Origin of the sequence: Phytoactinopolyspora limicola (assembly GCF_011320225.1) — a bacterium.
GTDB classification, from domain to species: domain Bacteria; phylum Actinomycetota; class Actinomycetes; order Jiangellales; family Jiangellaceae; genus Phytoactinopolyspora; species Phytoactinopolyspora limicola.
The window spans coordinates 200967-225879 of record NZ_JAAOEN010000010.1 but is presented as its reverse complement, the minus strand read 5'-3'; the positions used below and the strand labels follow the sequence as shown (position 1 = coordinate 225879).

Below are 24913 nucleotides of genomic sequence, written 5' to 3'. Positions count from 1 at the left end.
CAACCGCTCCGCCTCACCCAACCCCGCCCGCGCCGTCAACTCATCCAAATGCCGCGACGTGTAAGCACGAAACCGCCGCCCCGACGGCGAACCCGAAGACGCAGCAGCGTCATACGTCAAAGTCATACGCATCCTTCCGGCGTTCGGGTAGCACTGCCATGATCAGGCTGATCGTGGAGCGCAAACCTCGATCATGGGCCGCAGGACATCACTGTCGTGCGGCCAAGAATCCTGGTGCAGGACATCAGACGATCAATCACAGATCAAGCTGATGTTCGTCGGCGTACCTATCGGGTAGCCTGACCGCCGGGGCGTCAGACGCACTTTTGACACGTGCTTGGTGCGGAGCGCGCGAGCGGACAACCCGTTTGGGTTGCCGGGGGTGGATTCGCAGGATCATGGGAGTTGATCACGGTCATGAACCACATGGTTGACCGGGAGCTGCGCGTCGTTCGGGCGCAGGCGTACCAATACCGAATGCCGCTCAAGCGCCCCTACGGCACCGCGCGGGGGGTCACCAGGGGCGCACGGAACTTCGTAGTGCTCCTCCATGGCGACGTGGGTGACGAGACGTTCACCGGCGTCGGCGAGTGTCAGCCGCGCCACGCGCTGACTGGCGATGGTCCGAAGAGCGGCGACGCCGCCTGGACATTTCTCCAGGCCGCCGTCCGGCACCTCCACGACGGTCGGCTCCCCGTTGGCGACGCTGCCGAAGCGGTCACCCACATCCGGCAGCTCATGGCGCAACTCGATGACATCGCTCGTGAACACGCCGACGACACCAACCGCGACCGCCCGTTCCGGGGCACGATGTTGGGCATCGAGGTCGCCCTCCTCGATCTCGCCTCGCGCGCACTTGGGCTTCAGATATCCGAGCTACTCGGCAAGAAGCGCGACGACATCGCTATCAGCATCTCCACCGTATCGACGGTCGACGACGTCGCGGCCAAGGTCATCAAGCAGAAACGTTTCCCGATGACGAGAGTCAAGGGCGTCGGACGTCTCGAACACGACTGGGAGCTGTTCGAGACCATCGCGGCGGCCAACCGTTCTGTTGGACGAGAGAAACCGATCTGGATGGACATCAACGAGGCGCTTGACCTCGCCGGTGCCTCTACGTTCGTGCGGGGTCTCGTCCAGCGGATGGCAGCCGGGACTCTGCCGAACTCGATCGTACTTGAAGGCATATTGCCCAAAGCCCAGGTCACGGAGCTACCACAACTCCAGCGCCTGGCCGATGACGAGTGCCGCGCCGTCGGAGCCGCCGAACCGCTCGACTTACGAATCATGCCGGACGAAGGTATGTGGGACGTCAGCGACCTCGAACGCGTCAATGCCGAGGGGGGCTGCCGTGCACTCAACATCAAGGCCCCTAAGGCGGGTGGTTTGCTCGCCAGCCTCGATCTGGCCAACGCCGCGGTGGCGGCAGATCCGGACATCCGCGTGTGTATCGGTGGAATGCTCGGTACCAGCGATCTCACCGCCTGGGCGTTGCACAATCTCGCCCGGGCCCTTCCACGCATCGACTACCTCACCACCGTGCCGCCTACCAACGTCGAGCAACGCATCAGCGAACCGGTGGCTCGTTGGCGTGAACGGGGCAGCAATGTGATCGCCGCTCAGACCGGCCCCGGCCTGGGCACCACCTTGGTGCCGTCACAACTCGACCCGTATGTCGAACGTAGCGTCGATACCGCACCTCCAGCGCAGACCGTCACCGTCGCACCGGTAGAACCGTCCGGGCGAGTGGCGGGCGAGCCAGGCGGCTCGGTAGCCGGTCGGACCGCCACACTCGTGTTCGCAGGCGACACCAGCCTCGGTGACGTCCACATCAACGCCAAAGGCGGCAAACTCCTCCAGCGCCTGACCAACGAACCAATGTCGTACTTCACGGCCTTGCGGCCGCTGGTTTCCGATAGAGACGTGTTGATCGTCAACCTGGAAACGGTCCTCGCCGACTCACCGGTCAGTCCCTTCGAAGGGAAGAAGAGATTCCTCGGCTGGGATCTCCCTTCCCGGACGATCCAATGCCTGCGAGATCTGGGCGTCGACGCAGTCGGGCTGGCCAACAATCACACGATGGACTTCGGCACCAACCATCTGCTCGACACCCGTGCCCAGCTCGAACAGGCGGGCATCGTCGCCTTCGGTGCCGGCGCGACCTTGGCCGATGCCGCGGCACCGCACACCATCACGCTCGGATCTGCCGAAGAACAGCGGCGGATCCACGTCATCAGCGCCATGGAAGTTCAGCGCAAACTACGCGATGAGTACGGCTTCTACGCCACCGCCGATCAGCCGGGTGTCAACCCGATGTCGGTTCGCCGCATCTCGGGCCAGATCGAGGAACTCAAGCGGACCGACCCGACCGCCCTCGTCGTCGTGTATCCCCACTGGGGCGGAAACTACGTTTGGGTCCGCGAATCCGCGCAACGCGCGAGCGCCGCCTTCTCCGCCGCCGGCGCAGATCTGATCATCGGCCACGGCGCACACATGCTTCAACAGATCAGCATCGCCGACCACCACGCCACGGTCTATTCGCTCGGCAATTTCGTGTTCAACTGGTCCGGGAGATTCAGCCAGTACGACGTCCCACCATTCGGCCTGGTGGCACGGGTCGGCGTCGAGCCGGCGGCGGATCATTGGGCGATTGACGTACGCCTCTATCCGATCGCCAGCGACAACAAGACCACCGGCTTCACCCCACGCCCGGCGACCGACAACGAGTTCGAGGGAATCGTCGCCACCTTGCGCGACGTCGATCTCGATGGCTCGTTCACCGACCGGGCCCGGTACCAGACCGACCCGTATGGTCCGCACATCGCCTTCTCGTTCACCACCGGCTCCGGCGGACCCGGCAGCACACGAGCGGCACCGGCCTCCAGCACACCCAACCCTATCGACGCCGGACGGCACACGTCTCCGAGCCAGCCCACACCCGAATCGGTCCGGACCATCGCGGATCGCCTGGACCCTTCGGCGTTGGACAGCTATCTGCTCGAACGTGCCGCGCTGGCGCGCGGGTTGTGCTGTGTCCGGTTGTCGCCCACCGCGTTCCTCGCGGGTGTGACGCCCGAGCGGGCCGGCGAGCTCACCTTCCACCACACCATGTCCACCGCCACCCCACGGGTCGCCTACGACCTTCTCACGGACAAGCTGCATCTGAAGACGATCCTCGGGGAGGCCGGCCTGCCGTTCGACCAACACGCGGAGGGCGACAGTCTGCGGATGTTCGTTGTTGGATCGTCCGTCGTCTCGACTCTGCGTTCGACGGACGAGGCACCGGCCGACGTCACCGCCGAAACCCATACCGATGTGCTGGACGTCGCCCGGCGCGCGGTCGCGGCGTTCCCGGGTCTTGGTCATGCGGAGGTCCGGCTCGCCCTCGACGACCATCGCCAGCCAGCTGACGCGCAGAAACTCTGCATCAGCGACATCGATCCAGTCCCACGCTTGGCCCCACATGAGTCCGGCTCCACCAACGATGAAGGCTCGGTTAGCGCGGCGCTCGTCCAACTCCACCTCGACGAGCCCACCCGAGCCCGAGCGCCAGGAGATGAGGTGGAGGTTGCGGCGACATTCACCGGTTTCGGCTCCCCAGCCGATCTCCGGTCCGCCCTCGAACGCGTCGCGACCGAACGAGGAGTTGCGCTGCGCTTCAGCGAGCACCGCGACGACCGCACTCTCAAGGCGACGATCTCCGGGAGTCTCGCCGACGTGGCAGCCATCTCAGTGATCATCATGAGCGAGCCGCATGCGCCCGAGACGGTGGAGATAGTCCCAGCATTCAAGGCGGCACCTGAACGTCCGGAGGGCTCCCGGTGAACGAGCGGCTACATATCGAACGCATACACCTCTACGAATACGCCGTGCCGAATGCGGGTGCCAGCCGCGCCGTCGACGCCACCGCGTATAACCTGGTCATCCACCTCCACGCAATGCTTGGCGGTACCCCGGTCGAAGGCGTCGGTGAAATCTCCCCCCGCGGCCCTCGGTACACGGGCGACGCAAGAGCCCAGGTCTGGCCGCTGGTGGTCTCCGCCTGCGAGTTGCTGGACGGACGCAGCCTGCCCGTATCCGGCCCCGAGGAACTTCTTCACGGCGTTCGGTCCATCATGGCCGAACTCCGACAACATGCCGCCGACGTCGTCTCCGCCACCGGAGCGGGCAACCCGAAGAAGCCCTACCGAGCCACCCTGGCCGGCATCGAACAAGCACTTCTGGATGCCCTAGCCCGGGCCCGCGATGTGCCACTGGTGGACGTGCTCGGCCGAGCACGCCAACACGTTCAGGTCAGTGCCGCCACCATTCCCAGCCTGAAGGATAGCTCCGCCCTCGAAAAGCGGCTGCGCAATCAGCACAGTCGGTATCCGATGACCCGGCTGACCAGCCATGGAGAGGTATCGGCCGACCTTGAGTTGATCCAGCTCGCGGCTAAGACCAACCGCGCGGCCGGCGGCGACAAACCGCTGTGGCTGGTAGCCACCGAAAAGTACCAACCGCACCAGGCCGAGGACCTAGTCGATCACCTGCTCGAGTGGATGCGGTCAGACGACCCCCCAGGCCGGCTGATCATCGAACAACCACTACGCCGAGACCGGGTTCACGAACTCGCTGAACTTCAGCGGCACGCGCGAACCGGCCGACGGCGCACCTGGCGACTTGGCCGGAGACAACCGCACCTGTCGATTATGGCCAGCCTCAGTGTGTGGGACGAAGACGACCTCGAACGCCTCCACACGGCCGGCGGTACTGACGTCATCGCGATCGAAATACCCCGAAGTGGCGGGTTGCTACCAAGCCTCGACATCGCTCGAGCCGCGCAACGCCGCAACCCAGACGTGGAGATCAGCCTCGACGGGCCTCGCTCGGTGAGCCAGGTCAGCGCATCGAACGCGCACGCCTTGGCACTTTCTATGCCGCGCCTCGACTACTTGACGATCAGCCCCCTACGCAGCGCGGTTCGAGACATCACCGCCCCCGAGCTAACGTATCTCGACAAATCCAGCAACATTCTCGCCGACCAGACCGGCAGCGGCTCCGGCACTCAGATCTCCCTCGGCGAACTCGGACGCTTCGTCACCAAGGCGGCCCGGATCCCGCGCCCCGTACCTTCCGCGCCGGCCGACTCCGCGATGCCACCATTCAATACTTTCGACGCGCCGCATCTCGAAAAGTTCAAGAAGATCCCCTTGGACAGCCATCTGCTCGAACACGAGGCGTTGACCGAAGGCCTCGAGACACTTAGAGTCAGCTCGCTGATCTTCACCGCACGGGCCCCCGGCAGTGACAACCACGTGGCGTTCTACCGGACATGTGGCGATGCCAACTCCCGGGTAGCGCGCTTCACTACCGTCGACAAACAGATCACCCGCGTCCTGCTGCAACGCGCCGGGGTGTCGGTCCCAGAGGGCCAGCAGTTCAGCCTGCGGCAGCGAGCGCAAGCCGTCGAATACGCGCATTGGCTCGGCTGGCCAGTCGTGGTCAAGCCGCAGGCTGGTACTGGTGGTGTTGGCGTCACCACCAACATCCGCTCCGAAGACGAAGTGACCTGGGCTATCGACGCCGTCGCCGCGACCAAACATGAGCGCTTCGTCGTCGAACGTCATATCGAGGGTGACGCGTACCGATTCATTGTCGCCGACAATCGTGTGCTGTCGGTGACGTTCCGCCAACCAGCCAACGTCGTAGGTGACGGCGTCAGCACGGTTGCCGAGCTGATCGAGATGACCAACGAACTGCGCCGGACTACGCAGAAGTTACAGACCAGGCCGATCAAACTCGACGACCGGGCCCGCTTCCAGCTCGAACGTCAGGAGCTGAGGTGGGACTCGGTACCAGACGCCGGTCAGACGGTGGTACTGAGCACAGCCGGCAGCATCACCCAGGGCGGGGAGACGTACCAAGTTCTCGAAGAGACCCACCCCACCCTGCTGGACATGGCCGTGCGGTCGGTTCAGGCCATACCGGGCCTGCACATCAGCGGCGTGGATTTCCTCATCTCCGACCATAGACTCCCGCTGGACGAGCAGGCGGCGGGCATCTGTGAGCTCAATGCGAGCCCGGCGGGGAGTTCTCACCACTTCCCGTTGTTCGGCACCCCCAAGAACATCTCTCTCGACCTCATGCGGGCGCAATGCCGGCTCAATGGTGTCCCCCTGCGGACTAAGGCCACCGAGCTATGCCTGGACCTGGAGATCCGCGGCAAGATCCAAGGGGTCGGATACCGACAGTGGATGGCATCGTTGGCCACCGAATTTGGGCTCTCGGGGTGGGTGCGCAACACTGCCGAGCCTCAGGTGGTCCAAGCCCAGATCGCTGGCCCAGCCGGTCCGACGGCCGCATTGGCATCATTGGCCATCGAGGGGCCCTCGCAAGCGTCACCGCGGTCGGTTCGGACCCGCCATTCCACCGATGTCCAACCCACGGGCCGGTTTACCGTGACGTAGAACTCACCCCGGTGATCGTTGCCGGATTTCCGCCTTCACCTCCGGTGATCGTTGCCGGTTTCGTGTCGCTCTGGCGACCAAGTCTTGGTTTCGATCACCGGAGGTGAAGGCGGAAATCCGGCAACGATCACCAGCGCAAGAGGTGCACGAATTGAGAGTATTGAGGGTTAGGAACTGACAACGAACGAGTCGAACTCACCGCGCTCCCGCTGACGCTCCTCGACCAGCATGGCGCGGTGACCGCCGAGTTTGCCGTCGAGCAGCGCTTCCGACAACCAGGCGATGTGCTGGGGAGCCCCCTGCATCACACCTGCGGCCGTTCCGTCGACGCGGTCACGGATCTCGACGTATCCGGTCAGGCCAAGATCACGCCCCGCTGCGGCCAGCGCTTCCACCGCTCCGTCGAGATCGGGGATCGCCTCGGCGTGGAACTCGACGGCGACGTCGTCGCGCGGATCGTCCAGTTCGAGCCCATCAGCGGTGGCGTAGTGGCTCAGGATCACATCACCAAGCTGCTGACTCAGCTCGGGAGCCACCTCCGCCTGGACGGCCAGGCCGGGGCGCTCGGAGAACTCGACGACCCATGCCTCGTCGGGTGACACCGGGCGTTGGTATCCCCGCGCGACGATGTCGACCGATGCGACGACCAAACCCGGCACCGCCCGCACAGCGTCGATGGCGAGCTGCTGGAGAGCCGGATGGGTCTCGCCCAGAATGTCGCGGCCCGGCTGGCCCAATCCGGTGCCGGGCGGGCGGGCGCAATGCACGACCGACCGGACCAATCCGTCGACCACCAGGAACCGCAGGTACTCACCACGAACCCGCTCCTCGACCAGGAACCGATATCCCGGGGGCACAACCACCCGGCCTTCTTCCTCGCCGGGTTCTCGCAGCTCGGTGAGAGCGTACGCGGCACGAGTGAAGGTAGGCCGTTCGGTTGGTGGGGTCCGCAGATAATCGATCGCGATGTCGAACTGCTCTTCGTCGCGGACATCGGCGAACGTTTCGATGGCGTTGTCGCCCATGGCCGGCTTGACCACGACCGGATAACCGAGCCGCGCCGCGAACGCCTTTGCTTCCTTGATGCCGCGGCCCACCGAGAACGTCGCCCCTTTAGGCACCGGGACATCGGCCCGTTCGAGCAAGGCCCGACGCATCCGCTTGTCTTGTGCGTAGGTGACCGAACCCAGCGTGGACGCTCGGGGGATGCCGTGGATGAACGACAGTTCGTGCCCACCGTCGGCGGAACTGACCATCAACACCTGCCGGGGGTACAGAACGACGTCCAACGCCCGGCGCAACGCCGCCTGATGGACCTCGAAACCGTCCCGCACCTCCGGGGTAAGCCGGGCCAGCCCAGCGACGTCGGGCTTCTGAAGCGGCTCAGCCGACATGGACCAGCTCCTGGGGTGCGCGATGGACAATCTCGAAGCCGTCCACGTCCGGCGGCTCGACGTGTACCGTCGTCACCGACGTGGGTAGCGCGTTCTTCGGGCCGAGGACCGCCGCGGCCGCTAGCGCGCTGGCCGCCGGGGTGTCTCCGATCAGTACGGCCTCAACCGTACGGTTGTTGACGTTGCGGATCCAGCCCTGAACCCCGAACGTCTCGGCGCGACGCTGCATCCACGTCCGGTAGCCGACCCCCGTGACTCGCCCACGGATGGTGAGCTTCAGCGCCAGCCGCTCGGCCCGCTCCTCGTGCGCGACCAGGTCGAACCGGCGGACACATTCCTGAATGAACGTGCGCGCCACCTCGCGCGGTTTGCCATACAGCGGGTACTCGCAGTTGCCGATGGCCGCGTGGGCGTTCAGCTCGCAGATGCCGGCCTGCTGCTCGTCGATGGGTTTGGTGTGATCTTCGAGGAGGAAGTCGACGCCGCAGAACGCCAGTCCGGGCACGGCCTGGACCGCTCGGACACATGCCTCCTTGATCGACGGGTGGAGCTCGTCGAGCACGTCGATGGAGTCGCCGCCCTGGGACAGGCTGCACGTGTTGGACAGTAGTACCCGCTGGCCGGGCTCCGGCACCGAGTCCAGCGTCATTCCTACTCGCTGCAACTGGTACCGGGCCGCGTCGTCGTACTTGATCGGCCGCCCCCACAGGTGCGGGTTGAGCCGCCGAGCCAGATTCTTGCGCACCAGTAGTTCGGCGATCGAATGCTGTCCGTCGCCGACGACGGAGGCCGGCTCGCGGAGGATGGCCGCGATGACGTCGTCGCCGACCACGACGATCCGGTAGTCGCGGCCGGTGATGTGCTGTTCGACGATGAAGTCCTGGCTGCCGAGTTTGCTGTCTTCCAGCTGCCGGAACGCCAGATCGAGTTCGTGCTCGTCGTGAATGTTGGCGACGACGCCGATGCCGCGCACTCCCATGGCCGGCTTGACCACCACGGGGTAGCTGATGCGCTCGGCGTAGGCGCGGGCCGAGGTGTAGTCGCCGTTGGCGAACGTGCGCCCCTTCGGAACTGGCACGCCTGCCCTGGCCAGGCGCATGCGGGTGGCCTCTTTGTGGGTGCACAGCGCCAGCGACACCGCGCTGGACATCGGCGACCGGCTCCACTTGAAGACCAGCGGATCGTGCACGTTGTCGGTGGCGACGAACGCACCCTTGGAGAATCGCGTAGTGGACAACCCAAGTGCGAGGGCTTCCCGTTCGAGCAGATGCCCCTTGGTGCCGTTCGGTCCTAGCGGCTGCAGGAACGGCACCTCCGTATAGACATTGGGGGTGGGTCCACCTTCGGCGGCCGGCTCGGCAGGTGTCGGCTGGGAGACGTAATCGGTGATGCGGTCGACCATCCACTCGTACGGCTCACCGACGTCAAGGCCCGGACCGTCGGGGGTGCTGACCGGGTCGGTAGTGTCCACCCGAACCCCGTCGGCCCGCGGCAGCGCCACGGCCAACTGGCGCACCGCGGCGTCGGCGACCGCGCTGGCACCCTCCATCTGACTGACGTAGATGTGGACGTCCGGGTTGGCTTCGAGGGCGACGTCGGCCAGCTCAAGGCTGGCCAGCAAACCACCAGCGGCCGCTGGCCGGATATTCAACGCACCACAGCCACCACGGGCGATCAACCGATCCAGGCCCTGTCGGCTCCACACGCTGCTGCCTGCCATCACCCGCACCTCGACACCGGCCTTGCGGCCGGCATCGTCGGCCTTGCGCTGCAGCGCGGTGAGCTGATGGCGGTGGCGCATCCGCACCGGCTGCTCCAGCACGACGTGCCTCGGTAGCTCACCCGCCGAGGCGGCACCGACCACCTGCCGAACCAACTCGGCCGCATCCGGCGGGTTGAGCCCACCACGCAGGTCGATCCACAACGCCTCGTCGCTCGTTCCGTCCCGGCCGACCGCGGCCTCACGCAGCAACGCGAGATTGCGGTCGATCCCGGATCCGCCGACCAGCGGAGTAGACAGCGTCGCCTTCCCGGACCGCACACCCAGAAGTTCCGCGACCGATACACCCAAACCGCGCGCGACGACGTCGAGCAGCGCGGTCTCGATGCCGAACAATGTCCCACGGAAGGCGATCGGATCGTCGATCCGGCCGGCGCGGCCGGCCAGCTGACGCGCCCAGCCTCTGACCGTTCGTTTCAGCGATGTCGGCGCCGCCGGAGCCGACCGGGCCCGCTCGCTCGCCGCCGCCCGAGCTGCCGCGTGCGCTTCCTCGATCACCGCCCGGACAGCCACCAAGGCGCTCGCCCGGTCGGTGAGTGGCAGCGACAACCCATCCAGGCGACCAAGGACATCGAGCAGGAAGTCCCAAGAGTCACGGCCGCGGTCGCCGGTTTCCCCACCGCGCGGATGAGCCTCACCGATACCGACCAGCCGCTCCCCTTCGGGACCACCGGCTTCGATCTTGACCAGGTAGTTCCCGAACGACTGCGACGATCGTCCGGTGCCGCCGGGCGGCGTCCGATAGGCGATCGCGTGGGCGCGGTGGACGGTCAGCGCCCGCCCGGATTGGTTCATGACCTGTTGCCTCTCGTGGCTCTTCGCGGCTGCACGGCCGGTGCTTGTCGACGACGCACGCAGCCGGGTGCGCCAGCCGATTCTAAGAGGACCCCGCCTGCCCCGTCACATCGGGCGTCGACCGGCGCCTCCGCGACCTCGCGGATCGGACGGCTACGCGGCCCCCGAGCATCAGCCGCGGAGCCGGTTGACGCAGGAAATCGCCAGCGCGTCAGCGGCGTCCCACGCGGGTACGTCGACATCGTCAGGCGGAATGTCCAGCACCGCGGACACATCCGTACACCCATAGATCAGCCCCTGGGCACCTCGCGCCGCCAGCTCCCGCGCAGCCGCGGTGAGGATGTCGCGGGCACCATCGAGTGCACCAGCCTTGACGGCGCGGATGCCAGCCATCACCGGATTGTCGGGGCCGAGGTCGGTGAGGTCGATGACCCGCCGGCCCGACTGGGTCAGGACCTTCTCGTAGATCCGGGCCTGGATCGTGCCGTCGGTGGCCATCAACCCCAACACGGTAGTGTCCGGGGCCTCGCGCTCCACCTGGGCGGCCACCGCGTCCACGATATGCACGACGGGGACCGTGGTGGCGGCCGCGAGATCGTCGTACCAGTGGTGTGCGGTGTTACACGGGATGGCGATGAGATCGCACCCGGCCTCGTCGAGGAACGCGATACCACGGAACATCGCCGGCAGCGGGTTCTCGCCATCGTTGAGGATGGCGTCACTCCGGTCCGGCGTGGTTGGGTCGGAGTACACGATCGTCGCGATGTGCTCCTGATCACGGGCGGCAGGGGTGTATGCGGCGAGCTTCGCGAGGAAGTCCGCGGTGGCGGCGGGGCCCATCCCGCCTAGCACCCCGAGCAGCGGCGACATCATTCCTCGAAGGCTACCCCACCGACACCCAGTTGATCATTGCCCGTTGGCGCCGCTTGCCCGCCTATGTCCACATTCCCGCCCCACCTTTGTCACCTGATCGTCGTTTGGTCACCTGATCTTTTACGAAACGGCGATCAGATGCGCAGCGGCGGCTCCCGCAGCGGTCAATGGCCGCGCGTTCCATCTGATCACATCTCGAAGTATGGACGCTTAGCGATCAGGTGAACGGCAAACGTATGCAACGCCGGTTTATGCATCTGATCATTCACCGCCCGCGACCCCGAGAAAACGATCAGGTGCGGGCAGCCGATGTTGCCGCTTGCGAACACCCAGGTGATGCATCTGATCGTCACCACGTAGATGATCAGGTGACAAAACGACGATCAGGTGCGCACGCGGGCTAGATGGGTTCGTCGACGTCGACGGCTGGTGGATCCAGCGCGAGGTCGGTGGTGACTCCGCGCTCGGCGTAGTAGGCCCGCGCGCGTCGATCGGTGAACAACGGCTGGTGCGCCTGCAGCACGTTCATCCCGGTGTTGATGTTGGCTTCCAACACCACCGGCCCATCCGGCGTGACGACGATGTCCCACCCGATGTACTCCATGAACGACAGCACTCGCGCCGAATGCAGCACCAGATCCCGCACCTCCGACCAATACGGGACTTCTACGCCGGAGATCGGCGCCCCGGTGTCGGGATGGGCGTCGAACCACTCGACGGTGTCGCCCTGAGGCAATCGGGTTGCCCGGCCCAGTTGCCCGGTGTCGAGGTCGATCTTGGCGCTGAGCCCGCCCCGGCTCCAGTTGTCCGCCGGAGCCGACCCGTCGGTGCCGATCCGCTGCACGGCCGTGGCAATGAACGGGGTGTGGCCGTTGGTGACGTCGATCATCGTCAAGACCCGGATGGTGTTCACCGCATGCGGATACAACGCGTGCTGCTTGGCGTGTTGCTCCAGTCCTTCCTCCACGATCAGCGGGCGGTTCTGGACGTAGAAGACACCGACGGTCTCGTCGAGGTCTTTGGCGACGCCGTTGACCGCCCACGTCGCTTCGTCCACCCGTTTGACCGCGAAGATGTTCTTCCCTTCGGCGCCGGACAAGACCTTGAAGAACACCTGCTGCGCGATCCGCATCCGGGTCAGGTAGACCGGCAGCTCGACCCGTTCTTCACCGGGAAACCGGTGGACCGCACGGCGCCAGTAGACGCCGAGTAGCTCGGCCGAGCGGATGTCCATGGTGCCGAGCAGCAGATGGGTGGTGAGTTTGTTGTTGATGACGTCTTGCAGCCGCTCGTGCACCATCCGCTTCGTGCGGTAGACCCGCTGCAGATCGGAGACGTACTCGGCGGGGTCGTTGTGGTCGAGGTCGTACAGGATGGCGCTGCGGGACAGGAACCCCTTGATCCACCATCGCGGTCGCCGCATCCGCAGCGGCGCGTCCCATTCGCGTTCCTTCTTGATCAGCTTGCGGATCGCCGTCCACCGCACCTTGACGTTGCGGTAGCGGCGGCGGGTCCGCTTGGGTTGAAGACTCACCCAGCGCACTGCCACCCGAGCCCGGCCGGCGGCCCACACAGCCTTTCTGCCTACTCTGCTCATCCGTCCCGCCTCGAATGTGTCCCCGTCTGCATCAGCATCACACTTATGCCCGCCGTCGGGTCCGGGCCGTCTCGAGGACGTCCAGAACCACCGCCGGCTCGTCAGTCTCACCCGCTGGTTCGATCGTACGGTCGACGTAGGCGACGGTGGTCGGGTGGATGACGTGGCACGTCTCGTCCACTCGCCGCCGCACGTACTCGGACCAGCCGCCGCCATAGAGCGCCAACCACTGCGACCGCGGGATCAGCGTCTCCAACGTCACCCCGAACTCCACCGCCTCGTCAACCCACGACGGAGGAGCCAGCACGGCCGGCCGGAACGCCGCCGAGATCTGGGCCCGCTCGACGATGGCCCGAAGGGTCGGGGCGGCCGCTACGTCGCTACTGGTCACCACCACCAGGGCCACCGGCAGGCGCTCTGGGGTCGGGTGCGTGACCGGAGCGCGGGCCGGCAAGGTCAACTCGGCTTCGTCTACCTCGAAGAGCATTAGTCCAGCCGACGGCACGATCCTCTCCAGGAGCTGGACTCGTCGGCGACGTAGAGCACTCATCGTGCGGCGCGCGGCCCCTCGCACGCGCTTCGGTGCTTTGCGCCGCAACCTGGCCAGCCGTCCGCGGGACGGCGCGGCGACAGGGCGCAACCCGGCCGCTCGGTGGGTCACGGACCAGCCGTCCGGCAGCTGCCAGTCCGGCGGCGACGGGTCGGAGTCCGGTGTGGCGACACCGGGCGCCGGCTCCCCCACCGCTGGCGCCGGCAGGGGCCGCCGCCGATGCACCCGCAGCACGTCGATGTTCGGGTCTCGGACGGCACCGAACACCACCTTCGCGTCTGGCCCGCCACCGTCGACGACCACCACTCGGGTGGGTTGGTGAGTGGCGATCAGCCCGCCGAGCCGCAGCGCCACGTACCGGCGCCGCTGCGCGGCCGACAGCTCGGCCAGCCCCCATGGGAACGTCTCCACGGCGGTTTCGCGTCCACTCCGGCCGCGGGTCTTCGACCCCGCGGACGCCGCGGCGCCGGCGACGTCCGCGGCCCGCCATGCGGGAACGACGACGGCGGCTGGGCCATCGTCGGCGGCCCGGTCGACCACGTTCGCCAGGACGGTGTCGCCGGTGGTGTCCCAGCGTACGTCCACGACGAGCGTGCGCCGCGGACTCTCCGCACCCGACGCAGCGCTGGCCAGGCCGGCTTTCGCCGCGCCAGCCTTCGTCACGCCAGCCTTTGCCGCGCCAGCCTTCGCCGTACCGGCGGCGCGCCCATGACCCGCTTGTTTGCGCGCGGCGCCGACGCTGGCCTTCCCGCTGGTGGCGGCCTCGGGGCCGGGTTTATCAGGCGGACCGATGAGCTTCTCCACCCGATCGACGTGGGTGTTATAGCTGAATCGCCGCCGGGCCAGGTCGACACCGGCCCGGGAACGAGCGGTGTAAGCGTCCCAGTCGCCGTACAGTTCGTCCACGTGCCGGCGGACGTCCGCCGGAGTGCCGTAGAGGCACACGTCACCGAACAGCGGCTCCAGATAGGGCGGAACGATCGCCACCGCGCCGGCCGCGAGCGCCTCCAGCACTACCCGCCCGAACGCTTCCACGAGTCCCGGGTGGTGGAAGTAGACGAAGAAGTCGATCGTGGCGAGGAAGTCCCGGATCGGGATCGAGTTGAACGGAAGGTCCACCCAGTTGGCCGGGATGCGGTCCAGGATGTCGGCGGGTGCCTCGGTGCCACCGAGGATCCGTACGCCGTATCGCGGATCGTGCGGGTAGGCGGCCAGGATGTCCTGTTTGGTGTCCGGCCACTTGCTCCAGTGTCCCCGGCTGTGCCGGCCGATGATGGGACGATCGGCGACAAAGCTCTCCCGGGTGACCCGGACGGCGTCGACGTCGATGACGTTTTCCCAGTCCCAGGCCAGCAGCGGAATGGCTCCGCTCATCGGTGCCAGCGATTGCCGCACCCGGGGCCCGATCGGCGCCCAGGTGGCTTCCTTGCCGATCAGCCGCTCGACCTGCCGGTGAACGTGCTGGACGTCGTAGTACGGCTCGACACCTCGGTCGTCGGCGGCGACCTGGTTAACGGCCAGAATGACTTGATCGGCGTCGATCTGCGGCAATCCCCGGGGCGGGTCGATGAACACCGTGGGATGGCGCGCCAGCAGCAGCTTGGCCTCGACGCGGTCGGTGCCGAGTACGAGTTCGGCCTTGCCCTCGTCCAGGATCCGGCGCATCTTCGGCGCGAATGGGCGGGCCCGGCCCAGTACTGGCGACGGGAGGTGCAGCAGCCCCGTGCGATATCCCGCGCGATGCTGAGCCTCGATCTCTTCGACCACGCTCGACGTGTTCCCGCCGGGGAAGCGGCCATCGGTGGCCATCAGGATGTCGAATCTTGTCGTTGTGCTCGTCATCAGACCTTCTGCTACCTGAGCGGCGGATCGGTGTCCAGCACCGTTGTCTAGGAAGGAAGGCCGGAGGCCTCGCGCCCCGCTCCGCGCGACCTCGCGTCCCGTCCGCGAATCTTTCCATACAGCGCGCGGATCGGCACGATCCGGTCAACCCGGCGGGCCGTTCGCCCCCCGAAGCCGCGCAGCCGTCGACCGGCAGGCACGACCACTCTGCCCGGAAACGGCAGCTCGGCCACTAGTGCACGCGCTTGAGCGACGTCGATCGTCGCGGCGAGATGGACCCGTTCGGCGCCGAAACGAACGGCCGCGGCAGCGGCGACCGCCTGCTGGTCGGTGGCCACGTAGCGCGATACCGCAGCGGCCGGGGTGTCGAGGTCAGCGGCTTCACCGGCCAGAACGACCGTGGTGACTCCTTGCCGCTCGCAGTGCACGAAGACGTCGACGACCCGACCGGATAGGCGAGCCGGACCACCCATGGACCGGCCGGGGACCAGCATGTACGCGGCCCGGCCCACGAACACGTCGGCCGCCGGCGATGACGCGCGGCGACCAACCGACCGGCCGCCACCGCCCGGTTCGTCGACACCGGACCACCACGCCTGGTCGAGCACCACGTGTCTACGCGCCACGGCGGTTACGCCTTTCCGAGTAGGGGTTCGATACCGGCTCCCCCGAGCACGTCGTCGTATTGCTCCAGCCACAACGCCAAGGTGGCCAGCCCGCGGATCAGGTGTTGCGGCCGGGTGAGGTCGAGATACGCCTGCCACGTGGCCAGCCCCGCGGCCGCCAGTTCCGGCGCCAGCAACTCGCGAACCGGATCTCTGGTCAGCAGGTCACGGAAGACTTGCGCGGCCTCGGGTGAGGCGACCCGCCGCTGGTGAACTCGTCGACGCGGGGTCAGGTCAAACGCGGTCGGGAGGTCGGCCAGAGTTTCGCTGAACGCCCTCAGGACCTGCGGGTAGAGCCGCCCGTCGGCGTGTTCGGCGGCCGGAATCGCCAACGCGGCGCGAACGACGTCGTCGTCGAGGAATGGGGTGGCCACCGGCGCGGCGGTGGCCATCAGTCCGTACGGGGCGAGGCTGATGCCGGGTAGGGTCCGGGTCAGGTAGGCGGTGAACGTGCTTCCGAATGGGTGGTCGACGAGGGGTCCGGCGACGTCCTCGAATCCGGCCCGGGTTCGATCGCGGATCTCGGCGACAACCCTCGGGTGGAGGATCTCTTCGGCTCCCAGCAGGTACCGGGTCAACCGGTCGAAACGTTGATCCAGCAACGGGCGTCCGTCGCCAGCGTCGGGGAAGGCGCCGCCAACGAACAGGCCCCCGCCCAGACCGTCGAGGACGGTGCGCGACGTACCCATCAGGGCCCTCGCCAACGGAACCAGCCAGATGTGAAAGGACGTCTGATGGTCGACGGACCGGGCGAACTGCTTCAGGTCGGCTCCGAACTGGTCACGGACCGGCGGCACGATCTCGTGCTGGATGCCCAGTTCCTCGGCCACCTGGGCGGCCACCAGCTCCTCCATCACGGTGCCCGTGTCCGACGACGTCGTCCAGGCCGTCGGCACCTCGGCCGCCCGGGGCGATGCGCCGATCACGAACCCCGCTGCGGAGCGCCTCGGCTCCGAGCGAGCTGCCAGCACGGTCAGGATCCTGGAGTCCCAGCCTCCGCTGAGCAGGGTGGTCACGTCCGTGCGGGATTTGAGTTCGGTGACCACGGCGGCCAGCGCCGCGCTGACCGCGTCGACCCCGGCGCCGGGCTGGGCGGTGATATCGAGCCATGGCCACTGGCCGTCGGTCACCGTGGGAGGGGCGCCCGGCTGGACACTGACCCGACTCCATGGTTGCAGGCGTCGGATACCGGCGAAGGTGGTTCGCCCGCCCAACGGCCCGCCGGCCGCAAGAATGTGCGCCCAGGCGTTCCAGTCGGGTTGCGCGATGGGTGCGCCGGTGCGGACCAACGGCTCGATCCGGGTGCAGAAGTGCAGGCCGTCAGCACCGTCGACGTCATTCATATCGACGTATACCGGCACCGCGCCGGAGATCCCAGCCTGTAATCGCGCGGTGTCGCCCTCGACGACCAAGGAGAACGCGTCGTGGGCGCGAGCCGCCTCGCTGGCGGAGGCCGGTGGGGTGTCGGGCAGCGGGCACGGCGACCACGACACTCCAAGCCGCTGATCTGGTCCGCTCGGCTCTCGCCAACGGACGGCGCCTGCGTCGGCCCGCATCGCCCCACTCGGGGCGGTGACCAAGGACCGGACGCCACCCAAGAGGTCGGACATGGCGTCCACGCGGGTGTGCTCGCCTAGTCCTAATCTCCCGCACATCCCGAGTGTGCGCCTGGATCGCTCGCCGTGCATGACTCCATCCTGCCTCGCGGGCCGGAGCCAGCGCTCACCGAGTAGCCAGAACCCGCAGCCGAACACCTCGGAACCCGACGATTGCGACAGCAATGTTCTGCGCGGTGCCGGCCAGTGGCATTCGAGTGCCAACCAGAGGTAAAGTCCCCGCTGACCTGATAGGGCTCATGCCAGCCAGGTCGGGCGGTTCAGGCATAGTGGACCGCACGGCCGCCCGGCGACGGGCGGCTCCCAGGCCATGAGGAGGCAGGAATGGCCGCAGATCTTGCGGTGATCGGGCTCGGCTACGTCGGTTTGCCGCTAGCGCAGGAAGCCAGCCGGGCCGGACTAACGGTGCTCGGGCTCGACGTCGCACCCGACGTCGTGGCCGCGCTGAACGACGGACGCTCACACGTCGACGATCTCGACGACGCCGACGTGGCCGCCATGCTCGACGCCGGTTTCCGCGCCACCGCCGACGCCGCCGAACTCGCCACCGCCGACGCCATCGTCATCTGCGTCCCCACCCCACTCTCCGACGAGGGCGGGCCCGACCTCACCGCGGTGACCGCCGCCAGCCGGGCCATCGCCGCACATCTGCGTCCCAACACCCTCGTCGTGCTCGAGTCCACCACGTATCCGGGTACTACCGACGAAGTCGTCCGGCCCATCCTCGAACAGGGTGGACTCGAAGCCGGGCAGGACTTCCACCTCGCGTTCTCACCCGAGCGCATCGATCCGGGCAATCAGACCTTCGGCCTACGCAACACACCAAAGGTGGTCGGCGGGCACACTCTGGCATGTACTGCCGCCGCCGCCGCGTTCTACCGGCGCTTCGTCGATACCGTCGTCGAGGCACGCGGCACCCGTGAGGCGGAAACCGCGAAACTCCTCGAGAACACCTATCGGCACGTCAACATCGCGCTGGTCAACGAGATGGCGAGGTTCTGCCACGAACTCGACATCGACCTGTGGGATGTCATCCGGCTAGCCGCCACGAAACCGTTCGGGTTCAAAGCCTTCTACCCGGGGCCGGGCGTCGGAGGACACTGCATCCCGATCGACCCCAACTACCTGAGCCACAACGTCCGGGCTCGCCTCGGGTACCCGTTCCGGTTCGTGGAGCTGGCCCAGGAGATCAACGCGACGATGCCCGACTATGTGGCCCAGCGGATCCAGAACCTCCTCAACCAAGAGCGTAAGGCGGTCAACGGCGCAACGGTGTTGTTGCTGGGCGTCACCTACAAACATGACATCGCCGACCAACGAGAGTCGCCGGCGGTTCCCGTGGCTCGCCGGCTCATGGCGCTCGGCGCGCAGGTCGTCTTCCACGACCCCCACGTTCCCGCCTGGGACGTCGACGGCACCACGCTGCACCGGGTCGCCGATCTCGACGCGGCGCTCACCGGTGCCGACATCGCCGTGGTCCTCCAGGCGCACAGTGCCTACGACGGCGAGATGATCGCCAAGAAGGCCCCCCGGGTGTTCGATACCCGAGGTATCACCCCCGCCTCCGAGACAGTCGAGCACCTCTAGCTCACCATCCCCGGTGATCATCGCCGCATCCACGCCCCCGCCCCCGGTGATCGTCGCCCCTTTCGCGCCCCCATCCCCGGTGATCGTTGCCGCTTTCGTGTCGCCATAGCGACTCAATCTTGAAGTCGATCACCGGAGGGCTGCGACGCGAATCCGGCGACGATCACGGGAGATAGGTTGTTCGGTGAAGTAGAGTCGGCCGGGTGAACGTCCTGGTCTTGACCGTCGTCCACGATCCCGAGGACACCCGAATCCGGCACAAGCAGATCAACGCGCTACGCGACGCCGGCCACAACGTCACGTTCGCCGCGCCGTTCAGTGGTTACCAGCGGCGCCGCCCGGATGGTTTCGGTTCGGTGGACGTCCCGAGGGCGCGTGGCCTGCACCGGCTCCGCGCGTTGCGCGCCGCCCGCCGGCTGCTGCGCCGACACGCCGCCGAGTACGACGTCGTCCTCCTCCACGACCCCGAACTCTTGCTGGCCACCACCGGCATACGGCACCCGGGTCTGGTCTGGGACGTCCACGAGGACACCGCCGCCGCGGTACGCATGAAAGCCTGGCTACCACGCCCGACCCGCGCAGCCGCGGCCGCCCTGATCCGCCGGCTCGAGCGCCGGGCCGAACGGCGGATGACGCTGCTCCTGGCCGAGGAGGGGTATGTCGGCCGGTTCCAGCACCACCACCCCGTCGTCCGCAACAGCGTCGTGGAGCCCGCCGAACTCGACGTCCAGGTCGACAACCGAGTTCTCTACCTGGGCCGGATCACCAACGCCCGCGGGGCCGACGAAATGGTGGAGCTCGGCCGGCGGCTGGCGCCAGACCTCCGCATCCACCTGATCGGCAACGCCGACCCCGAGTGCGCCGAACGGGTGCGCGCCGCCCACGACGCCGGTCACGTGCACTGGCACGGTTTCATCCCGAACGACGACGCGTTGGCGTTGCTGCCCGGCGCCCTGGCCGGGATCAGCCTCCTGCACGACCAACCCAACTACGCTCATTCGCGCCCCACCAAGCTGCTCGAGTACATGGCGTACGGGCTGCCGGTGATCACTACCCCTAACCCGGCTTCGGCGGAGCTCGTCGACTCACACGGCTGCGGGGTCGTGGTGGGATTCGGCGACGTCGACGCCGCCGAAGCAGCGCTGCGGAGGCTTGCCGCCGAGCCGGAGGAACGGGACCGGCTCGCCGCTGCCGGGCGCAAGGCGGTCACCGAGCACTTCAGCTGGGAGGCCGACGCTGGACTGTTCGTGCGCACCCTGGAGTCGGTCGCCGCGGGAAGCGGTCCGGCCGGCTGATCGGCGGGCTGGTCAGCCGGCCGGCCCTATCGTCCCGGAGCCCCCGCCGGTGACACCCCGGCACGAGCGCTAGATTTGGCCCATGGCCGAGCCGGAGATCGTGTGGACGCCCGACAATCAGCAGGTCGCCACCAGCCAGATCGCCCGTTTCAGGGATTGGCTGCGGTCGCGGGATATCGTCGACGTGCACAACTACGACGACCTTTGGCGGTGGTCGGTCACCGAGCCGGCCGCGTTCTGGGGGGCGCTCGCCGAACACTTCGAGGTCGCGTTCCACACCCCGCCTGATGACGTCCTCCCGGACCGAACGATGCCCGGTACCCGCTGGTTCCCCGGTGCCACACTCAACTACGCCGAACACGCACTGCGCCCGGGGCCGGGCAAGGACGACACCGATCTCGCCGTGATCTTCCGCCGTGAGGACGGCCGCACGCAGCAACTGACGTACGGGCAGCTGCGCTCCCAGGTGGCCGCTGCCCGGGCCGCCCTGATCGAGCTGGGCGTCCGGCGTGGAGACCGGGTGGTGGCCGTCGCCCCGAACTCTCCGGAGACGCTGGTGGCCTTCCTCGCCACCGCCAGCTTGGGTGCCGTCTGGGCGTCGTGTTCGCCCGACTTCGGAGCCCGTGCCATCGCCGATCGCTTCGCCCAGCTCGACCCCACCGTCCTCGTCACCATCGATGGCTACGTCTACAACGGCCGCTCGTACCAGATCCTCGACGCCATCGCCGAGGTGGAGTCGCAACTGTCCACCCTCCGCGCCACCGTGGTGGTGCCCTACCTGGCTGCCGGCGCCGGATTCACCACTGGTACCCATTCGGGGCGGCACACGTGGACCGACCTGCTCGAGGCACATGCGGGCGCGGCGTTGGAGTTCGACGCGGTCCCGTTCGATCACCCACTGTGGGTGTTGTATTCGTCGGGTACCACCGGCTTGCCCAAGGGCATCGTGCACGGGCACGGCGGCATCGTTGTCGAACACCTGAAGGGTATGGCGCTGCATTTCGACGCCGGCCCCGCAGACCGCTTCTTCTGGTACACCACAACCGGCTGGATGATGTGGAACTTCGTCGTATCGGGCCTGTTGGTCGGCTCGACGGTGGTGCTGTTCGACGGCAGCCCAGCACATCCCAGCATGCCGGCCCTGTGGCAATTCGCCGCTGAACAGCAGGTCACCATCTTCGGCACGTCGGCTCCGTTCGTGCAGGCCTGCCTCAAAGACGGGTTGTCGCTGGACCACCTCGACCTCGGCAGCGTACGTGTCGTGGGATCGACGGGATCACCGCTGTCGGTGGACGGGTTCCGCTGGCTAGCCGCCTCGTTCGGGCCACGTGTCCAGATAGCCAGCTTCTCCGGCGGTACCGACCTGTGTACCGGGTTCATCGGCCCGGCGCCCGACGTGCCGGTGTGGCTGGGCGAGTTGTCACGGCCCTCGTTGGGGGCGGCCGTCGCGGCGTTCGACGAGTCCGGGCGGCCCGTCGTCGAACAGGTCGGCGAATTGGTACTCACCGAGCCGATGCCATCCATGCCGGTGGCATTCTGGAATGACGACGACGGATCTCGGCTGCGCGACGCGTATTTCGGAGAGTACCCCGGAGTCTGGCGGCACGGTGACTGGATCACCATGACCAGCCGCGGCTCGGCGGTGATCCACGGCCGCAGCGACTCCACCCTTAATCGGGGTGGGGTGCGTATGGGGACCGCGGAGTTCTACCGAGTGGTCGAGGCGCATCCCGGCGTCGCCGACTCGCTCGTCATCGACACATCCGGAACCAGGGTCGACGACGGTGAGCTGCTGTGTTTCCTGGTGCTGGCCCCGGACACGGAGTTGGCCAGTGTGGAACCCGAGCTGCGGGCAGCGCTGCGCCAGGAGTTGTCGCCGCGGCACGTGCCGGATCGCTTCATCGTGGTGAACGACGTTCCCCGCACGCTGAACGGCAAGAAGTGTGAGGTACCGGTTAAGCGGATTCTGGCCGGAATGGATCCGGACCGGGCTGTGAGCCGGGAGGCGCTGCGCAACCCTGCGGCTCTAGAGCCGTTCCTGGCGCTACGCTGACACGTTGCCTCGTAGGAGCGAGACCGGCGGCGAACGCCGCACTGGCCAAACCTACTGGGAGTTGGGTTCGGCTACGGTTCGGTGGCCGCACAATCCGGCCGTGACCGGTTCACCGACCACCCACACCCACGATCGAGGCGATCCGGCGGCGGGTGACGGCCATCCGCCGAGCCAACCGGTAGGACCTGCTGCTCAGGATCCGCTGCAACCTACCCTCCACTTTCGCCAGCCTGGCCTCCGACCGGGCCAGCCGAGCCTCCAACTTGTCGATCTCAGTGTGCAACCGACCCACCTCGCTCTCGGGTCTCTCGCTCGCCCGCATCCTTGGGACCGCCGGCCCCGGCCCGATGTGGTCAAGCCAATCGTCCGCCCCATGTACCCGCCGACGTGTCTGCACCGACCCACCATCAGTCAACACGTCAGAGTCACTGTCACTTTTACCCACGACGGTGACCCTACGCAAGCCCGTCACAATTTGTGAAATCTTTGGTCACACTTTGAGACAAACATCACGGCAGCACTTCCCCGTGATCATTGCGGGATTTCTGCCCTCCCCCAGGTGATCGAACCCCAGATCAGGTCGCTATGGCGACACGAAAGCGGCGACGATCACCTGGGGGGGGAGGGCAGAAATCCCGCAATGATCACGGGGATGGGAGCGTTACATGTCTTCAAGGCTGAAGACATCCTCGCCGACCTCGAGGAACTTCGTGTAGGCGGCGATGACCTCTTCGGGGTCACCCTGCATCTTCAGCTGCCCCTTGTGCAGCCAGATGCACTCCGAACACAACCTCTTGATGCTGCGCATCGAGTGGCTCACGAGGAACATGGTGCCGGCGTTGTCCGCGACCTCACGCATCTTGCGGGCCGCCTTCTGCTTGAACTTGGCGTCACCGGTGGACAGAGCCTCGTCGATGAGCAGGATGTCCGGGTTCAGGTGCACGGCGACCGAGAAGGCCAGCCGGCTATACATGCCGGACGAATAGGTCATCATCGGCATGTCGATGAACTCGCCCAACTCGGCGAACGCCGCGATCTCGTCGTAACGTTCGTCCAGCTCCTCGCGGGTCATACCCGCGGCAAGCCCGCCGAGCACGACGTTTTCCCGCCCGGACAGCTTGCGCTTGAACCCGACACCAAGCGCCAGCAGCGTGCTGACCCGGCCATGGACCTCGATGCGGCCCTCGCTAGGCGGCAAGATGCCGGCAATGGCCCGCATGAGGGTGGACTTCCCAGCGCCATTGGCACCGATGATGCCCACGCTGGTGCCGTGGCCGACCTCGAAGGACACGTCGGTCAGCGCATGAACCTCGTGGACCTCTCGTTGGCCTCGGCCGAGCCGGCGCAGCGCCGACTTGAACGTCGGTACCTTCTCGAACGTCGTCCGGTACATCACCGACACGTCCTCGACGCGGACGGCGGGATCGGAGGTAGCCGTAGTGGTCATGGTGCTGACTTCAGAGACGGACGGCAAATTCGCGCTCCCTCGACATGAAGAACAAGGATCCCACGACAAACGCGACCACAGACCACGAAGCTCCGGCGATCCACCACGCTGCCTCCGGGACTTGCCCTCGGATGATCAAGTCGGTCCAGCCACCCAGCATCGAATACAACGGGTTGATATGGACCACCCACTCCGGCAGGCCCAGGTCACGCAACTGACTCAGTGGCATGTCCGGCGTCCACAGAATCGGTGAAAGGTACAGCCACATCCGGACCATGTACTGCAGAAAGTTTCCGAGGTCGCGGAAGTAGACCTGCATCGTCGCAAAGATCATGGCCATCCCGGCGCCGAACATCATGACCATGAGGAAGAATGCCGGGGCGATCACGGATTGCCAGTGCAGCGGGCGGCCGAACCCGATCAGGATCGCGAGGGTGATGACGATTGTGGGCAGGAACTTGAAGAACGCCGTACGCACCTCCGCCAGCGGGAGCAACAGCCGCGGGAAGGACATGTTCAGCAGCAGCTTGCCGCCACCAACAACGCTCGATGCTCCTTGCCGGGCACAACCGGAGAAGAAGAAGAAGAGGAACAGCGCCGTGCTGAGGTGTGCGAATCGTTCGACGTTCTCGTCGAACGTAGCGCCGCGCCCGCGAATGATCATCACGAGCAGGAAGTAAACGCAGGCGAGCAGCAGGGGGTTCAGAACGACCCAGATCTGCCCGAGGAACGTGTTGACGTTGTCGGCCCGGATGCTGGCCCGCGACATCTCGACGGCGAACGGCCGGCGTTGCCACAGCGCCTTGAAGTAGGGCCGTAACCGAGGCAGACCGTTACGATGCGGCTCGTAGACGTGTACCGACGAGGTGAACTCCTCGTCGAGCCGAGTGGCGTTCATTAACCAGCATGCCCTTTCATGACACACACCTGCCTGCAGCGACGACCCTGCGCCACCGCGTGTTCGCGAGTC

15 protein-coding genes are annotated in these 24913 nt (G+C 66.7%); 5 read left to right on the top strand and 10 right to left on the bottom strand.

The window, feature by feature from the left end; all coding sequences use genetic code 11:
* Positions 1-417 precede the first annotated feature (417 nt).
* Positions 418-3825: a CapA family protein gene (locus tag G8760_RS21345; RefSeq protein ID WP_166354826.1), complete on the top strand. Its 3408-nt coding sequence runs from the start codon at positions 418-420 to the stop codon at positions 3823-3825.
* Positions 3822-6449, top strand: a complete 2628-nt coding sequence (locus G8760_RS21340) for an acylphosphatase (protein WP_166354825.1) — start codon at positions 3822-3824, stop codon at positions 6447-6449. Before G8760_RS21345 ends, G8760_RS21340 begins: the two co-directional genes overlap by 4 nt.
* Before the next feature lie 167 nt (positions 6450-6616).
* On the opposite strand, the gene G8760_RS21335 is transcribed toward G8760_RS21340, so the two are convergent.
* The 7 genes from G8760_RS21335 to G8760_RS21305 all read right to left on the bottom strand — a co-directional run bounded on the left by G8760_RS21335 (position 6617) and on the right by G8760_RS21305 (position 17555).
* On the bottom strand, positions 6617-7843 hold the full coding sequence (locus G8760_RS21335) for an ATP-binding protein (protein ID WP_166354824.1): 1227 nt from the start codon (positions 7841-7843) through the stop codon (positions 6617-6619).
* Positions 7833-10418: an enolase C-terminal domain-like protein gene (locus G8760_RS21330; protein ID WP_166354823.1), complete on the bottom strand. Its 2586-nt coding sequence runs from the start codon at positions 10416-10418 to the stop codon at positions 7833-7835. The genes G8760_RS21335 and G8760_RS21330 overlap by 11 nt, the downstream gene beginning before the upstream one ends.
* A 171-nt stretch (positions 10419-10589) precedes the next feature.
* Entirely contained in the window at positions 10590-11291 is a 702-nt protein-coding gene (gene cuyB / locus G8760_RS21325) for a cysteate racemase (RefSeq protein ID WP_166354822.1), read from the bottom strand.
* 400 nt (positions 11292-11691) lie between these two features.
* Positions 11692-12888, bottom strand: a complete 1197-nt coding sequence (locus tag G8760_RS21320; protein WP_166354821.1) for a sugar-transfer associated ATP-grasp domain-containing protein — start codon at positions 12886-12888, stop codon at positions 11692-11694.
* 43 nt (positions 12889-12931) lie between these two features.
* Positions 12932-15280, bottom strand: coding sequence for a glycosyltransferase (locus G8760_RS21315; RefSeq protein ID WP_166354820.1), 2349 nt, complete (start codon positions 15278-15280; stop codon positions 12932-12934).
* A gap of 47 nt (positions 15281-15327) precedes the next feature.
* Positions 15328-15906: a hypothetical protein gene (locus G8760_RS21310; protein WP_166354819.1), complete on the bottom strand. Its 579-nt coding sequence runs from the start codon at positions 15904-15906 to the stop codon at positions 15328-15330.
* Positions 15907-15911: 5 nt separating this feature from the next.
* Positions 15912-17555 carry an asparagine synthase-related protein gene (locus G8760_RS21305; RefSeq protein WP_166354818.1) on the bottom strand — a complete coding sequence of 548 codons (1644 nt, stop codon included), beginning with the start codon at positions 17553-17555 and terminating at the stop codon, positions 15912-15914.
* A 330-nt stretch (positions 17556-17885) separates the two neighbouring features.
* On the opposite strand from G8760_RS21305, the gene G8760_RS21300 reads away from it, so the two are divergent.
* The 3 genes from G8760_RS21300 (at position 17886) to G8760_RS21290 (ending at position 22496) form a co-directional block, all read left to right on the top strand.
* Positions 17886-19148 (top strand): nucleotide sugar dehydrogenase, encoded by a 1263-nt coding sequence (locus G8760_RS21300; protein ID WP_166354817.1) that lies wholly within the window; start codon positions 17886-17888, stop codon positions 19146-19148.
* A gap of 203 nt (positions 19149-19351) precedes the next feature.
* Positions 19352-20443, top strand: a complete 1092-nt coding sequence (locus G8760_RS21295; protein WP_166354816.1) for a glycosyltransferase family 4 protein — start codon at positions 19352-19354, stop codon at positions 20441-20443.
* A gap of 82 nt (positions 20444-20525) precedes the next feature.
* Positions 20526-22496 (top strand): acetoacetate--CoA ligase, encoded by a 1971-nt coding sequence (locus tag G8760_RS21290; RefSeq protein WP_166354815.1) that lies wholly within the window; start codon positions 20526-20528, stop codon positions 22494-22496.
* Positions 22497-22605: 109 nt separating this feature from the next.
* Here G8760_RS21290 and G8760_RS21285 read toward each other — a convergent pair whose 3' ends face one another.
* The 3 genes from G8760_RS21285 to G8760_RS21275 all read right to left on the bottom strand — a co-directional run bounded on the left by G8760_RS21285 (position 22606) and on the right by G8760_RS21275 (position 24841).
* Positions 22606-22779: a hypothetical protein gene (locus tag G8760_RS21285; protein ID WP_166354814.1), complete on the bottom strand. Its 174-nt coding sequence runs from the start codon at positions 22777-22779 to the stop codon at positions 22606-22608.
* A gap of 378 nt (positions 22780-23157) precedes the next feature.
* Positions 23158-23943: an ABC transporter ATP-binding protein gene (locus G8760_RS21280; protein ID WP_166354813.1), complete on the bottom strand. Its 786-nt coding sequence runs from the start codon at positions 23941-23943 to the stop codon at positions 23158-23160.
* A gap of 10 nt (positions 23944-23953) precedes the next feature.
* Complete coding sequence (locus G8760_RS21275) at positions 23954-24841, bottom strand: ABC transporter permease (protein WP_166354812.1); 888 nt, start codon at positions 24839-24841, stop codon at positions 23954-23956.
* Positions 24842-24913: the final 72 nt, after the last annotated feature.